Genomic DNA, 14,011 nt, shown 5'->3' with positions numbered 1-14,011 from the left:
CTTCGGGCCGATTAGGCCGAATACGCAGCCGCGTTCATGGCCAAAGCGGGCACGTCTTCTCGGCCTGCCGAACGCGATCCAATTTGTCGCCTAGATGACATCGCCATCGAAAAGCGCTGGCAAGGCGAGTGGCTCAAGCTGGCACGGGTTTTGCCCAGCGGTTGTTGGAGCGGCGCGACGACCGCCAGCCTTGGGAGCTTCGTTGCCGATCGCGTCATGCGTCGTTTGTTTAGTGAGGTGAAATGCGATCTGGAGTTCTAATTTGGGGTGGGGCAATAGTTGCGTTCGGCGCATGCGGTGCAGCCAATTCGGCCAATCTCAACAGGATGGTCGAGCCGGGACCGGCGGTCTGGGACTGGACCGGAGGATATATTGGCGTCCACGGCGGCGGAGGCTATGGCGGCACGTCCTTTAGTGATCCTTATGGCCCATCGATTTATGGAGACGTCGTCAGCACTCCGGTGTTCCTGGCCGGAGGCCAGCTCGGCTACAATTGGCAAAGAGATAGGTTGGTATTCGGCGCCGAACTCGACGCGAGCTACGCTGTCTCCGACGGCACAAACAGCTGCTTTGCCTTCTCAGGCACTGCTGTAATAGACACCTGCCACGCAGGTCCGAACTCCTTTTTCACAGCGACCGCACGTGTCGGGTACACGTTTGGCCCGCAGGGCCAAATGCTGGCCTACGTCAAGGCAGGCGTAGCTTGGCAAAACAATCGTGGCGAGATCGCCAACAACAACGAATTTTTGAGGCAGGACTTCCCTGGGTTCGGACGGCACACAACACATTTCGATTATGGTCGCTTCGGTTGGAGCCTCGGAGCTGGCGTTGAGCAAGCGCTCTCGCCTGATTGGTCTGTCAAATTCGAGTACGACTATATGGGTTTTAGCGGGACGCGGTTAACGACTCCTTCGACTGTGCAGTACCCACCTCTTGGATTCGTCTCCACCAGCAGCAGCAATTTATCTAGTAGCTATCACGTGGGAAAAGTCGGCCTGAATTACCATTTTGGCGTCTCCCCGCGATCTATGGAACGGAATGATACACTACTCTCGGACGGGGCGACAGAAGCCCAGCCTATTGTATATACAGGCGATTGGTCCTTCGAGGGTGGCTCACGGGCCTGGCTCAGCCGGGGGATATTTCAGTGGGATTACATCCTTGCGCCACCAACACTTGGGGATGAGAGCATCCCCAGCTCAAGGCTGACGTACAGGGGGTTGGACGGCCTTTCGGGCGAATTTTTCGGACGCCTTGATAGCCCCTGGGGGATATTCTTGAAGGGCAACATTGGCGCCGGACGCTTCGACAAAGGACGGATGAACGACGAAGATTCGAGCATTGACAAACTCGCCTACAGCAACACCTTACACGGCCAAGCAAATGGAAAGTTCGCGTACTACACGGCTGATGCGGGCTTCAACTTTCTGCGCGGTAGTACCTATAAACTGGGTGCATTCGTCGGATGGACCTATTACGGCCAGAAGTCGGATTCGATCGGATGCGTGCAGATCGCTTCGCCGTTCTTTCCATGCCAGGTGCCAATGCAGCCTCTGATCACTGGCCGCCAAGAATCCGATTGGAATGCGCCGCGCATCGGCCTTTACGCCGAGACTATGCTGCTTGAGCGCTGGCGTGTGAGCGCCGATGTTGCTTACCTGCCGTGGACGGACTTCCGTGGTCGTGACGACCACCTTCTTCGGCCTAGACCAACTTTCTACGATCAGCGGGGGCAAGGTGGCGGGGGCGTTCAGGTGGAAGGAGCACTATCCTACTTCTTCAACAAGAATTTCGGCATCGGCATTGGTGCCCGGTACTGGGCAATGTGGACGAAGAACAACAGCAGTGTTACCTATAACTGCATCTGCGATGACGTCGGCAATATTGTTAAGCAGCCTGCTCTTGCTAAGTACAGCATGGAGCGGTGGGGCACGTTTATAGAGTTCTCCTACAGGTTTGACTGAAACGTATATTTATGGCTTGAAGTCTGTTTAAACCGCTGTTGCCGCAAAGAGCACCCGATTGCGCGGTATTGGCCTGTAGCAGCTGGGGAAGGCTTCTCCCCAAACTTGAAGAGGGGTCGCATGGGAGGCAAAACCTCAGGCCGAGTGCCAAAGACGACAGTTGGCGACCTATCGGTCGTTTCACATTGGTCAATCCTGCACGATGGTAGTTGCGACGCGCCATCGCCGCGCCTCCAGGTCACCGGCGCCGCGGATGTATCATGTTGGTCCGGGGGGACGCTCCTGCTTTCGAGTTAGCGTCGCACGAAGATGTTTTCTCGGCAATGGACGCATGCTGGCTCGCCTATGCAAGGTTCATGGGTAGGTTGCCGCCAGAGGAGGCTGTGGCGGAAGCCTAGAAGGGCACTCCGGAGATGAAGCTCGTTGCGCTTCGCACCACGCCACTCTCTGTCGCCGGCCGATTGGCCGCCCGCGCGGCCGGCGCCCCGCTCACGACAATCGACCAGACGATGGAGCAACTACACTTGGCCTCACTCGGTGACGTCTCGCCATTCATCCTGAGGGCGCCGACGCCGACACCATTTCACGCCGGTCGTCTGCTCGATCTCGATTTCGCCGTCCCGCAGGCGGTGCTGCTCGCCACGTGATCGGGCAGCCGCTGATCGGGTTGGAGCTGGACAGGGCTCTAGCCGCCGGTAACGCCCATCCATTGCATGTGTAATGCATAGCAAGTGACATCGTAGGGCGTTGTGCGACCTTCGTCAGCATCGGAATTAGTGGCCCGGCAACGCCGATCATAGAAGTCCGCTTGTGCCTCACTTGCAGGCAGTTCTCACATTCGATATCGCCATGATGTTCGGACCATGGAGGTCAGACGCGGCCCGGCTTGCCATTGAGGTCACCAGGACGAATGCTGTGCCGCACGCCTCGCCGGGGCGGTCTGCCCCGCGTCCCGCCTCAGACGGCGCTATGTTGACGCTCCTTAGGCGCCCTGTTGAACCGGTCTCGGCGTCCGAACCGGCTCGACGATGAAATGAAATGTCCTGCGGCGGACATTTCATCGTATGCGCTTTGTACGTCCTCCTTTGCTTTGACCGCATACGCGGCGCGGCTAACGCCGGAATTGATAAAGTTCTCGGCGGGAGAGGGACCGTTAGCAGGGAAGGTTCAGGCGGCTCGGGTCTGAAGCGAGGGTCAGATGCCGCCCATGCACAGATACTTCATCTCCAGATAATCCTCGAGCCCGTGGCGCGACCCCTCCCGCCCGATCCCGGACTGTTTCACGCCGCCGAAAGGGGCTGCCTCAGACGACATTCGCCCGGTATTGATGCCGATCATGCCGTATTCCAGCGCTTCGGCCACACGCCAGACGCGTTGCAGGTTGGAGGCGAAGAAATATGCGGCGAGGCCATAGATCGTGTCGTTGGCCGCGCGCACCACCTGGTCCGGATCTTCGAAGCGGATGATCGGCGCCAGAGGCCCGAAAGTCTCCTCCCGGGCCACCTCCATGTCGCTGGAGATACCGGTCAGAACCGTGGGCTCGAAGAACGTGCCGTGGGAACCGATCCGCTCCCCTCCGCATTGAATTACGCTGCCCTTCGCCACGGCGTCGGCGACATGCGCCTCAATTTTGGCAAGGGCATGCTTGTCGATCAGCGGCCCGATCGAAACGCCTTCCCCGAGGCCGTCGCCCACCGAAAGCTGGCGAACCCGTTCCACGAAGTTGTCGACGAACGCGTCATGCACGGCCGACTGGACATAGAGGCGGTTGGCGGAAACGCAGGTCTGGCCCGCATTGCGGAACTTCGCCTGGATCGCGCCATCGACCGCGGCATCGACATCGGCATCGTCGAAGACGATGAAGGGCGCGTTGCCGCCGAGTTCGAGGCTGACCTTTCTTGATTTGGTCCGAGCACTGGCGCATCAACAGCCGTCCCACCTCGGTTGAACCGGTGAAGCTGACCTTGCGGACTTTCGGGTTGCAGCACAGTTCGCGCCCCACCGCGTCCCCTTCGGAAGCATAGATGAGGTTCACGACTCCCTCGGGGAAGCCCGCCTGCGCGGCGAGCGCGAACATCGCTCCGGCGACGAGTGGCGTCTGCTCGGCCGGCTTCAGCACGATCGTGCAGCCCGCCGCCAGTGCCGGCGAAATCTTGCGCGCCACCATCGAAGCCGGAAAATTCCAAGGCGTTATCATTCCAACAACGCCGATCGGCTGCTTGATCACGAACATTCGGCGGTCCGTCGACGGCGCCGAGATCGTCTCGCCGTAAATCCGATTCGCCTCCTCTGCATACCATTGCAGGTAGGCGGCGGCATGCAGGACCTCGGACCTGGATTCAGAAAGCGGCTTGCCCATCTCGACGGTGAGGATAGCTGCGAGATCGTCGGTTTGGTTGACGATCAGCTCGTGCCAGCGCCACAGGGTGTCACTGCGCTCGCGCGCTGTAAGTGCTGCCCACTGGCCCTGGGCGGAATAAGCCTTTTCGATTGCGACCCGTGTTTCTTCAACGCCCATGTCAGGCAAATCAGCTAGCAACTCGCCGGTCGATGGGTTGAATACCTGGAACTCGTTAGTGCCCGCCGGCGCTCCGAGCGCTGGCACGCGGTCGATGGCGCCGAACAGATCCGGGCGTTTCAGGTGGCGAGTTAGCGAACGATACAGGGACAACAGCACCCTCCGAAGACTTGCAGAACGATCCAAGGCCCGCAGAGCGGAAGACCTTTAAGTCGAGCTGAGCAGCTTGCACATAGAGCCTGCGAAGCCAGTCCGCAGAAACCACAATGCGCGCGGGTTCCGCGTTGCTACCAAAACGACCTTCGACCACGTCTTTGCCCTAAAATCGCTCGGCATCTGGTCGACCGTTCACGGTGAGCGGCCCGCGATAACCTGACGCTGATCGGCCATTGTCAGCGCGCCTGCGGTCTTATGAAGGACGCGAGCGTTGTGCTCAAGGCCACGAGCGACGAAACTAGGCCGCTGATAGAGTTTGCGTGAACGCCGAGTACCCAGGCCTCGTCGGCCCGGTGATCCATGTCCACAGATCACTCCTCCGTCTTTGCAATCTATCGTCTTTCTGCTTCCCTCCGCCCTGTATGCGGTTTTCCCGCACTCCAAATGGAGCGGATCGGCCAGCGGGATCGCGCCGATCGCGCGCCCAGATCGCCCAGTTCATAGCCGAACGCCCGGTCCTCAATGCTTGGCGCAGGGTGAGACGATATCGAACGCGCATAGCGGACTTATAATGGATCTGAATTTGTGCCGTTAAACAGATTATTTGCTTTATGAGACGGCGGCCAACTAACATGCGGGCTCCACTCTCGGTGAGTGGCATAGGGGAACACGACAATGACAATAACCCGAGAATTCAAACACGCACTGTCAGTCGGCATTCTGGCGGCAGTCGTTGCCGTTGGCGTTGCTGGAACGGCGGCGGCCGAGACGATCAGGATTGCTCATGCTACGTGGGCGGGCTTCGGCCCGCTTTATCTGGCCAAGGAAAAGGGCTATTTCAAAAAGCATGGCCTCGACGTGGAACTCAACGTGATGGAAGAGGGACCGTTGCGCTTTGCAGCATTGCGCGGCGGTCAGGTCGACATCGTGTCAACTAGCCCTGACGCGGGTCTCCTGTTCATGAAGAAAGCCGGAGAATTCAAATATGTCGGGATGCTCGACCAGTCCTACGGTGCGGACGGCGTCGTCGCAAACAAGGACATCAAGACCGTCGCCGATCTCAAGGGACACTCCGTTGCGGTGATGAAGGGCTCAGTATCTGAATATTGGCTCAACCTTCTCCTGCTGCCGACCGGCGTGAAGGAGAGCGATCTCGATACTGTCGACATGACGCCTGGCGACGCCGGCGCAGCGTTCGTGGCAAAAAAAGTTGATGCTGCGGTAACCTGGGAACCTTGGCTCTCACGCGCCAAGAAGACCGACCACGGAAACGTCATCGTCGACAGCACGACGACCCCCGGCGCGCTGGGTGATACATTGGTGATGAAGACGGACTATGCCGACAGCCATGCCGAGCAACTGAAGGGACTCCTTGAAGCTTGGAGCGAGGCCGTCGAATTTGCTCGTCAGAATCCTGATGAAGCCAACAAAATCATGGCGGCCGGGGTAGGGGGCTGGCTTAAGGACCCCAAGGCCTTCGGGGAGGTCCTCGCGAGCATCCAGTTCTACGATCTAAAACAGATGAGCGCGTTCGTCGGGACCCCGGACAAGCCGGGCCCGTTCCAGGATGTCCTGGCAAACGCGGTCAAGATCTGGGCCGGCCTTGGAAAAATGAAAGTTGACACCAAGCCTAGCGACATCATCTTTTACAAGGCATTCCAGTAGATGGCGCGCTCCTTTTCGCGCTATTTTGAGCCGAAGAAGGAAATCCCGCGACGCGTTTATCTGACGATAAGCACGTCGGTCGGGATTCTCATCCTGATCTTCTGGTCATTCCTCTCATACGGGGGCTTTGTCGAGGGGGATTTTCTTCCAACGCCAAGCGCGGTCCTCTCGGCGCTCTTTACTCTTGTCGCCGACGGTTCGCTCGCCCGCAACGCCTGGGCGAGTTTCATCGAGATCATGACGGGTTTTATCCTGAGCTCCCTGATCGCCGTTCCGCTCGGCGTGCTGGTGGGGAGTTTCCGCATCGTCCAGGCGGCGCTTGAACCGATCGTAAATTTCTTCCGCTATCTGCCGATCAGCGCCTTGATCCCGCTTCTGATCCTGTGGGTCGGGATCGGATTGGAGGAGAAGATCGCGATCATCTTCCTCGGCACCTTCTTCAACCAATTGATCATGGTCGCGGATGCCTCCGCGGCGGTTCCCTCCGACCTGCTTGACGTGGCATACACCCTTGGCGCCAACCGCCGCATGGTCGTTTCCAGGGTGCTTGTACCCGCCACGATGCCCGGCATCATGGATGCCTTGCGCGTCAGCATGGGCGTGGCATGGACATATGTGGTCATAGCCGAGCTGGTCGCCTCCCGCGAAGGCCTGGGCTACCTGGTTCTCAACGCATCGCGCGGCCTTTACACCGACCAGATCTTTGTCGGTATCCTTGTGCTCGGAACGCTTGGCTTGATCTTCGATCGGCTGCTTCGTCTGGCCAAGGAGCGACTTCTGCCCTGGTCATCTGACGTCTAGGTGCTCCCGTCATGGAAAAATTGAGAATCGAGGGCGTCGGCCTTGAGTTCACGCCCAGGGATCACAAGACCGTCACTGCGTTGGATAACATCTCGCTCAATGTTGCCGAGAAGGAATTCGCGGTCATCGTGGGGCCATCGGGATGCGGCAAGTCGAGCTTACTCCGCCTGGCGGCGGGCTTGATGAGACCGACGTCTGGCGCGATTTGGCTGAATGACAAACTGGTCACCGAGCCGGGCAAAGAGCGCGGCATGGTCTTCCAGTCCTACACCTTGTTTCCCTGGCTGACGGTCCAGGAGAACGTTGAATTTGGCCCGCGATTGTCCCACGTGGCGAAGGCGGAGCGCTCGAAGCTCGCCCGCGATTACCTTGCCCAGGTCGGGCTTGAGGGCTTTGAAGATCGCTATCCGAAACATCTCTCGGGCGGGATGAAGCAACGCGTTGCGTTGGCCCGGGCTATGGTCAACAACCCGGATGTTCTGCTTATGGACGAGCCGTTCGGCGCGCTCGACAGTCAGACGCGATCGCTGATGCAGGAGCTGTTGCTGTCAGTTTGGGAAAAGTCCCACAAGACAGTCCTTTTCGTCACGCATGACATCGACGAGGCAATCCTGCTCGGCGACACCGTCTACGTCATGACAGCCAGGCCCGGCAGGATCAAGGAAACCATCCCCATCGGAATCGCGCGCCCGCGCACGGTCGACCTCTTGACGTCGCCGGAATTCGTCAGCCTGAAAAGGAGGATCATGAAACTGATCCACGACGAAGCGGTGCTGGCGGGTCGCTGAACAGACGCTCGAGGTTTTCGCCGGCTCACGTCGGACTGAAGCGCCGGCTGGCCGCTTGCTCTACTTCTCGTCCCGCGAAACCGAAATCTGCATCAGGATTTCGCCGAGCTGCTCGGCGACATTGCGCAGCAAGGGAAGGCGGTCCTTCAATTGCTTCTTGGGCAGCCTGTATGCCGGCGCGGTCAGCGCGACCGCCCCGACGATTTCCGACCTGTTCGGCACGACGATCGGCACCGCGATCGAATAAAGGCCCTCGTCCACTTCCTCGAGGTTGGTGGCGAAACCTTGCGCGCGCACATGCTCCAACTCGCGCTGCAAGCGGGCAACGTCTGTTATCGTGTGCTGGGTCAGTTGCGTGAGGCCGTGCTCGAGAGCAATCTTGAGGGCGTCCGCGGTCGGCATGTAGGCGAGCCAGACCTTGCCGGCGGCAAATGCGTGGGGGATGACGCGCTTGCCCAGGATCGACACCACTCGCACGCGGTTGTTGCCCTCGGCTCGGGCGACGTAGCGCATTTCGCGCCCCTCCACCAGCGCAAGCTGCACAAGCTCTCCCGCGTCCTCGGCTGCCCGTTTGAGCACGGGTCCGCACAACTCCTCGATGCCCAACTGATCGGCATAGCGCGCTCCCAACGCCAGGAACCGGAGCGACAGCCTGTAGCGGCCTGCCTGGTCCTTGGTGACGTATCCCTCCTGGTGCAATGTCGCCAGCATCCTCGACGAAGCGCTCGCCGTCAGATCGGTTTGTCGTGCCAGATCGGTGACCGAAGCACCGTGCTTGGTGAAACTGAGAGCCTCCAGCAGCTCCATCATCTTTTCGATGTTTGCCACCCGGGCGGAGGCCTTGAGCTCCGTCATTTGCGTTCCTTCCTGTGGTCGCACCTGACCATCCGTGACCGAGACCGGCATGAAACGCAAGCCTCTTGCAAATTTCCATTCTATGGGCTTGACTCATTTTTGCAAAGGTGTTGCAAATTGCAAGTCAATTACGAACAAGAGGACGCATGCGTTGGGATACATCGGCAGAAACATCGCGCGGCGTGAGGACCGACGTCTTCTGGTGGGCAGGGGACGCTTCATCGCCGACATGCAGTTTGCGGGCATGCTGCACGCGCGCATCCTGCGCAGCCCGGTGGCTCATGCGCGCATCAAAAGTGTCGATCTCAGCGCTGCGCTTGCGCTGCCTGGCGTGGCGGCGGCAATCAGTAGCGCGGATACGCGCAGCCTGCGGCGCTATGGCAGTCGCCACACGGGCTGGCCGGTGGGCGACAACGCGGTGTTCCTGGAGGACAAGGTTCGCTTTGTCGGCGACGAGATTGCCGCGGTCGCGGCGATCGATGAATTCACTGCCCGGGACGCTGTCGAGCTGATCGAAGTTGACTATGAGGAACTGCCCGCGGTCGTCGACCCGGAAAAGGCGATGGCCGACGGCGCGCCCATTGTTCACGACGAGCTTGTCAGGGCCGGCATCATCCCCAGCAACGTCATGGCCACCAAGACCTTGCGCGCGGGAAATATCGAGGCGGCCGCCGCGCGCGCTGACGTAACGGTCTCGGCTCGCTTCTATTGCAATCGGCCGGTCTGCAATCCGCTGGAAACCCACGGCGTCATTGCATTGTGGGACGAGGCGACCGGCGAGCTTACTGTGTGGTCAGCCTCGCAGGCGGTCAACCTTGTGCGCAATGGCCTGGCGGAGGTGCTCGACATTCCCGCTTCCAAGGTTCGCGTCATTGCGCCCGACATCGGTGGCGGCTTTGGCGTCAAGGTCGGCCTTTTCGCTCACGAGATAATCGCCGCCTTGCTCTCGATGAAGACTGGTCGCCCGGTCCGCATCCTGCTGGACCGAAGCGAGGAGCTTTCATCCTGCACCTCCCGATGCGCGCAGATCCGCTATTCCGAAATGATGCTCGACAGGGACGGGAAGATTCTCGGTTGGCGCGAGCGGGTCGTCCAGGATCAGGGCGCGTACGCCTATTCGGGCCTGAGCGTTCTCCAGATGGGGTCGATCATCGGCATCCTGCCCTACAAGATCGACAACGTTCTAATCGATACTTTCTGCGTCTACACAAACAAGAACTCCGGCGGCGCCTACCGGGCTTACGGCGTCCCTCAGACCTCGTTTGCCCGCGATTCCCTGGTTCACATGGCAGCAAAGAAACTCGGCTGTTCGGCCGAGGACATCATGCGCCGCAATATCGTGCGCAACGAGGAATGCCCCAAGACCATGTCGCTCGGCCAAATCATCGACTCCACCGGCGTGGATCAGTGCCTCGAAAAAGTCGTTTCCGAGGTCGACCGGCTCGGGTGGCGCAAAGACCCTCAGCCCTATCATGGCGTCGGTTTCTCCACCGTGCTCAAACACTCGAGCGCGCGCCATCCCAGGATGGATTACGACCATGACAGCGTGCGCGTCTGCTTGAGCAGCGACGGCTCTATATCGGTGGAAACTTCGGCCTGCCCCCAGGGTCAAGGGATGTTCACGACGTTGGCCCAGATGGTTGCCGACCGTCTCGGGGGCAGTCTGGACTCCGTGCACGTTACGGGCGGGGATTCGAGCGGGCCAAGGGGCCTGGGCACCTGGGGAGCGCGGACAATCACGATCACGGGCAACGCGCTGCATCGCGCCTGTGGCGAGGCTCGGTCAAAGATCGCCAAGGTTGCCGCGCATGTCCTTGAAGTTGACGAGAGCGAACTTGAAATCGCTGACAGCATCGTCAGCGTGAAGGGCGGCTCCAACCGGCAGCTGAGCTTCGCCGAGATCGTGGGGATTTGCGAAAGGCACGGCAAGCGGCTTCCCAAGGGCATGGAGCCAGGTCCGATCGACGTCCTTTCTTCCTATGACAGCCCGACAAGCAATCCGAACGAGGACGGCCACGCCAATCCGACGATGACTTATAGCGGGGCGGCACATGCCTGCTACCTCAAAGTGGATCCTGAAACCGGCAAGGTGACGCTGCTTGGCTACATCATGGCGGAAGATTGTGGCGTCGCGATCAACCCGGTCATCGTCGAGGGCCAGCATCAAGGGGCCGTCGCAATGGCTCTCGGGCAGGTGCTCTATGAGGGGTTGGAATATGACGAAGCTGGGCAACTGCTGAACAGCAGCCTTCGCGACTACTACGTGCCGTTGGCGACCGATATCCCCGATCTCTCCATGGTGCACGATTGCAGTGTCCCGTCGACGCGGACGCTGTTTGGACAAAGGAGCGCCGGCGAGACCGGCAATCCGCCGCCAATGGCAGCGGTCGCAAATGCTTTGGAAGAGGCGACCGGCATTCGTTTTACGGAGATGCCGATAACGCCCGACAAGATCCTCCTGGCCCTGCGCGCGCGCGAAAACGCGGGAGGCCGGTCGTGAAGGCATTCGAATATCACCGGCCGCACACCGTTAGCGAGGCTGTGGAGCTTCTGTCCAGGCATCAATATGAAGCCCGCATCCTGGCCGGCGGACAATCCCTGCTCAACATGATGAAATGGCGGTTGGCAGCGCCGAGCGTGCTGGTCGATGCCAACCGGGTCGCCGAGCTTTCATCGATAAGAAAGGAAGACTCGGCCGTCCGCATCGGCGCTATGGTCCGCTACCGTGACCTGCCGAGCGGCGTCCCTGAAGCCTGCGGCGCCATTCACGATGCCGTCTCGGTCATTGCGGATTTCCAAGTCCGGAACCTTGGAACGCTGGGTGGTTCGTGCTGCCAGGCCGATCCATTCGGAGACATGCCGAACGTCGTCGTGGCGCTGGGAGCAGAAATGACGGCCAGGTCCGTCCGCGGCGAGCGCCAGATCAGCGTCGATGACTTCTTCCTGGGGCCGCTCCAGACGGCTCTCGAGCCTGACGAGATGCTTTGCGCTATACGCCTTCCGCTTGGCTCCGCGCGTACCGGATCGGCGTACGAGAAGTTTTCTTGGCGTGAGGGCGACTTTGCCATCGTCTCGGTTGCCGCGGCGATCGGGCTCGACAGCGCCGGATCGGCGGTTTCCGGCCGGATCGTGGTCGGGGGCCTGGGAGTTGGACCGGTCCGTCTTGGCAGGACGGAGGAGGTGATCCTCGGTGCGGATAAAGGCGCCGATGTCATCAAGGCTGCGGCTGACCAGGCCTCAAGAGAGGTCGATCCCGAGGATGATCGCATCTACGGGTCTGCGCGCTACAAGCGCGAGCTGGTCAGGACCCTCACCGCAAAAGCATTGGCCCGCGCTTGGAACAGGGCCGAAAACCACAAGGGCTCAGCGACAAGATGAAACCGATCCAAGTCTCGATGACCATCAACGGCCAAGCCCAACGGGCGGACGTCGACACACGCACGCTGCTCCTCGACTTCATCCGTGATGCCGCAAAGCTCACCGGCACCAAGCGGGGTTGCAACGAAGGCAAGTGTGGCGCCTGTACGGTGATCTGCGATGGCCTTGCCGTCAAATCCTGCAACATGCTCGCCGCGACCGCCGATGGCTGCTCTGTCGAGACGGTGGAGGGGCTGGGAACCCTGAAGCAGCTCCATCCCATTCAGGAAGCCTTCCACAAGCACCATGGCCTGCAATGTGGCTTCTGCACCGCAGGGTTCCTGATGATCGCGAAGAACCTGATCGATCAAGGGCTCTCGCCGGATCACGACGACATCCGTCATGCCATCCATGGCAACATTTGCCGCTGCACCGGCTATCAGAAAATCGTCGAGGCCATCTCGGAAGCGGCTCAGACCTATCTCCCGGCCGCGGCCGAGTGAAAGGTGCGGGTATGTCATTTTGCTTTCCTCCCCCCGCCGTTCCCTTGATCCCGCTCGCGGGAAGCGATCTCAAATTCCCGGTTCGCCGGATCTTCTGCATCGGCAGAAATTATTCCGACCATGTTCGAGAAATGGGGTTCGATCCCAAGCGCGAGGAGCCGTTCTTCTTCACCAAGCCGGCAGACGCCCTCGTCAATGACGGAGCGACCATCGACTTCCCACTCGGCTCCGCCAATGTTCATCATGAGGTTGAACTCGTCGCGGCAATTGGGCGGCAAGGCAGCAACATTCCCGTCGAGAGAGCGCAAGACCATATCTTCGGCTACGCCGTAGGCAATGACCTGACCCGGCGTGACCTCCAGATCGCGGCGCGCGATCGTGGCAGACCCTGGGACATCAGCAAGGCCTTCGATCAGTCTGCTCACGTCGCTCCGCTGGTGCCGGTCAAGGGCGGGGCACACCTGAAGAAGGCAAGGATCAAGCTCGCCGTCAACGGCGAGACAAGGCAGGATTCCGATATTGCCGAAATGGTCTGGTCGGTCCCCGAGCTCGTTGCGCACCTGTCCCGTTTCCAGGTCCTGATGCCGGGCGACATCGTCTACACCGGCACGCCCGCTGGGGTGGGGCCGCTAAAGCCAAGCGACACGCTCGAAGCCAGCATTGAGGGCCTTCCCTCGCTCACGATCCATATCGCACACGGCGGTGGATAGCCATGACGGTGCCACGGCTATCCGCGCCGGCGGCATTGCTCGACAGGGATGGCCTCGGAAACCGCGGGCAGACAAAAAGGAGCACCGGCGAATGAAAGTATCGCTCGAGATCGAGGTCGCTGCACAGCCCGAGCTGGTCTGGAAGGCGTTGGCGGACGTGCCGCTTATCGCCTCCTGCGTGCCGGGGGCTGCATTGCTCGGGACAACAGAGGATGGGCGATATCGCGGAAAGGTCACCACCCGCGTGGGACCAGTCAGCGCCAACTTCACCGGTGAGGCAGCACTGGATCGCAATGACATGACCCGCAGCGGAAGGGTCGTGGGCAGCGGCCGGGACAGCATCACGTCCTCCTCGGCGAAGGCCGAAATGGAATTTCGGGTGCGCACCGGGGCGCAGCCTGATCGGACCCGCCTTGAGGTCGATTCTGAAATTACATTGGCTGGCGTGCTCGCTCAATTCGGCAAGGCCGCTGTCGTCAACGAGATCGCTAGGCGCATCGCCGAGCAGTTTGCGGACAATCTTTCGCGCCGGCTCAACGAGACCGCGCAGGCGTCGCCCGGCTCGCCAGTTTCGGTGCCGCAGATTGAGGCGGGCCGGCTGCTGCTCGACATCGCGTCAGCCCGCATCGCGCAGGCCGTAACTCCTTTCTGCACGAAGTTGAGATTGCGCAGGAAAAGCTGATCACCAACCGGC

12 protein-coding genes and 1 pseudogene are annotated in these 14,011 nt (G+C 60.4%); 11 read left to right on the top strand and 2 right to left on the bottom strand.

Features of this window, described 5'->3' with window-relative positions; genetic code table 11:
* Positions 1 to 36 precede the first annotated feature (36 nt).
* The 3 genes from RFM41_RS23880 (at position 37) to RFM41_RS23870 (ending at position 2,611) form a co-directional block, all read left to right on the top strand.
* The gene (locus RFM41_RS23880; protein WP_320212920.1) at positions 37 to 261 is read left to right on the top strand and encodes a hypothetical protein; all 225 of its coding nucleotides are present in this window, start codon (positions 37 to 39) and stop codon (positions 259 to 261) included.
* Complete coding sequence (locus tag RFM41_RS23875; protein ID WP_320251621.1) at positions 243 to 1,964, top strand: outer membrane protein; 1,722 nt, start codon at positions 243 to 245, stop codon at positions 1,962 to 1,964. The genes RFM41_RS23880 and RFM41_RS23875 overlap by 19 nt, the downstream gene beginning before the upstream one ends.
* Before the next feature lie 413 nt (positions 1,965 to 2,377).
* Positions 2,378 to 2,611, top strand: a complete 234-nt coding sequence (locus tag RFM41_RS23870) for a hypothetical protein (protein WP_320251620.1) — start codon at positions 2,378 to 2,380, stop codon at positions 2,609 to 2,611.
* Between the two features lie 547 nt (positions 2,612 to 3,158).
* Here the strand turns inward: RFM41_RS23870 and RFM41_RS23865 are convergent.
* Positions 3,159 to 4,590 (bottom strand): annotated as a pseudogene (locus RFM41_RS23865) (NAD-dependent succinate-semialdehyde dehydrogenase).
* A gap of 723 nt (positions 4,591 to 5,313) precedes the next feature.
* Here RFM41_RS23865 and RFM41_RS23860 point away from each other — a divergent pair.
* The 3 genes from RFM41_RS23860 to RFM41_RS23850 are packed head-to-tail and all read left to right on the top strand — an operon-like array spanning position 5,314 to position 7,892.
* Entirely contained in the window at positions 5,314 to 6,303 is a 990-nt protein-coding gene (locus RFM41_RS23860; RefSeq protein ID WP_320251619.1) for an ABC transporter substrate-binding protein, read from the top strand.
* Positions 6,304 to 7,104, top strand: coding sequence for an ABC transporter permease (locus RFM41_RS23855; protein WP_320251618.1), 801 nt, complete (start codon positions 6,304 to 6,306; stop codon positions 7,102 to 7,104).
* 11 nt (positions 7,105 to 7,115) lie between these two features.
* A complete protein-coding gene (locus RFM41_RS23850) occupies positions 7,116 to 7,892 on the top strand; it encodes an ABC transporter ATP-binding protein (protein ID WP_320212912.1) in 777 nt (258 codons plus the stop codon).
* A gap of 60 nt (positions 7,893 to 7,952) precedes the next feature.
* Here RFM41_RS23850 and RFM41_RS23845 read toward each other — a convergent pair whose 3' ends face one another.
* A complete protein-coding gene (locus tag RFM41_RS23845; RefSeq protein ID WP_320212911.1) occupies positions 7,953 to 8,747 on the bottom strand; it encodes an IclR family transcriptional regulator in 795 nt (264 codons plus the stop codon).
* A 151-nt stretch (positions 8,748 to 8,898) separates the two neighbouring features.
* On the opposite strand from RFM41_RS23845, the gene RFM41_RS23840 reads away from it, so the two are divergent.
* From RFM41_RS23840 to RFM41_RS23820, 5 genes are all read left to right on the top strand, one after another.
* Positions 8,899 to 11,247, top strand: coding sequence for a xanthine dehydrogenase family protein molybdopterin-binding subunit (locus RFM41_RS23840; RefSeq protein WP_320251617.1), 2,349 nt, complete (start codon positions 8,899 to 8,901; stop codon positions 11,245 to 11,247).
* Complete coding sequence (locus RFM41_RS23835) at positions 11,244 to 12,125, top strand: FAD binding domain-containing protein (protein ID WP_320251616.1); 882 nt, start codon at positions 11,244 to 11,246, stop codon at positions 12,123 to 12,125. Before RFM41_RS23840 ends, RFM41_RS23835 begins: the two co-directional genes overlap by 4 nt.
* Positions 12,122 to 12,607, top strand: a complete 486-nt coding sequence (locus RFM41_RS23830; protein WP_320251615.1) for a (2Fe-2S)-binding protein — start codon at positions 12,122 to 12,124, stop codon at positions 12,605 to 12,607. Before RFM41_RS23835 ends, RFM41_RS23830 begins: the two co-directional genes overlap by 4 nt.
* A gap of 44 nt (positions 12,608 to 12,651) precedes the next feature.
* Positions 12,652 to 13,317: a fumarylacetoacetate hydrolase family protein gene (locus tag RFM41_RS23825; RefSeq protein ID WP_320251614.1), complete on the top strand. Its 666-nt coding sequence runs from the start codon at positions 12,652 to 12,654 to the stop codon at positions 13,315 to 13,317.
* A gap of 91 nt (positions 13,318 to 13,408) precedes the next feature.
* The gene (locus RFM41_RS23820; protein ID WP_320251613.1) at positions 13,409 to 13,999 is read left to right on the top strand and encodes an SRPBCC family protein; all 591 of its coding nucleotides are present in this window, start codon (positions 13,409 to 13,411) and stop codon (positions 13,997 to 13,999) included.
* Positions 14,000 to 14,011 lie beyond the last annotated feature (12 nt).

The organism is Mesorhizobium vachelliae (assembly GCF_033977325.1).
Classification (GTDB): Bacteria; Pseudomonadota; Alphaproteobacteria; order Rhizobiales; family Rhizobiaceae; genus Mesorhizobium; species Mesorhizobium vachelliae.
Note: the sequence above shows the minus strand (reverse complement) of the source record. Positions and strands in the feature narration are given on the sequence as shown.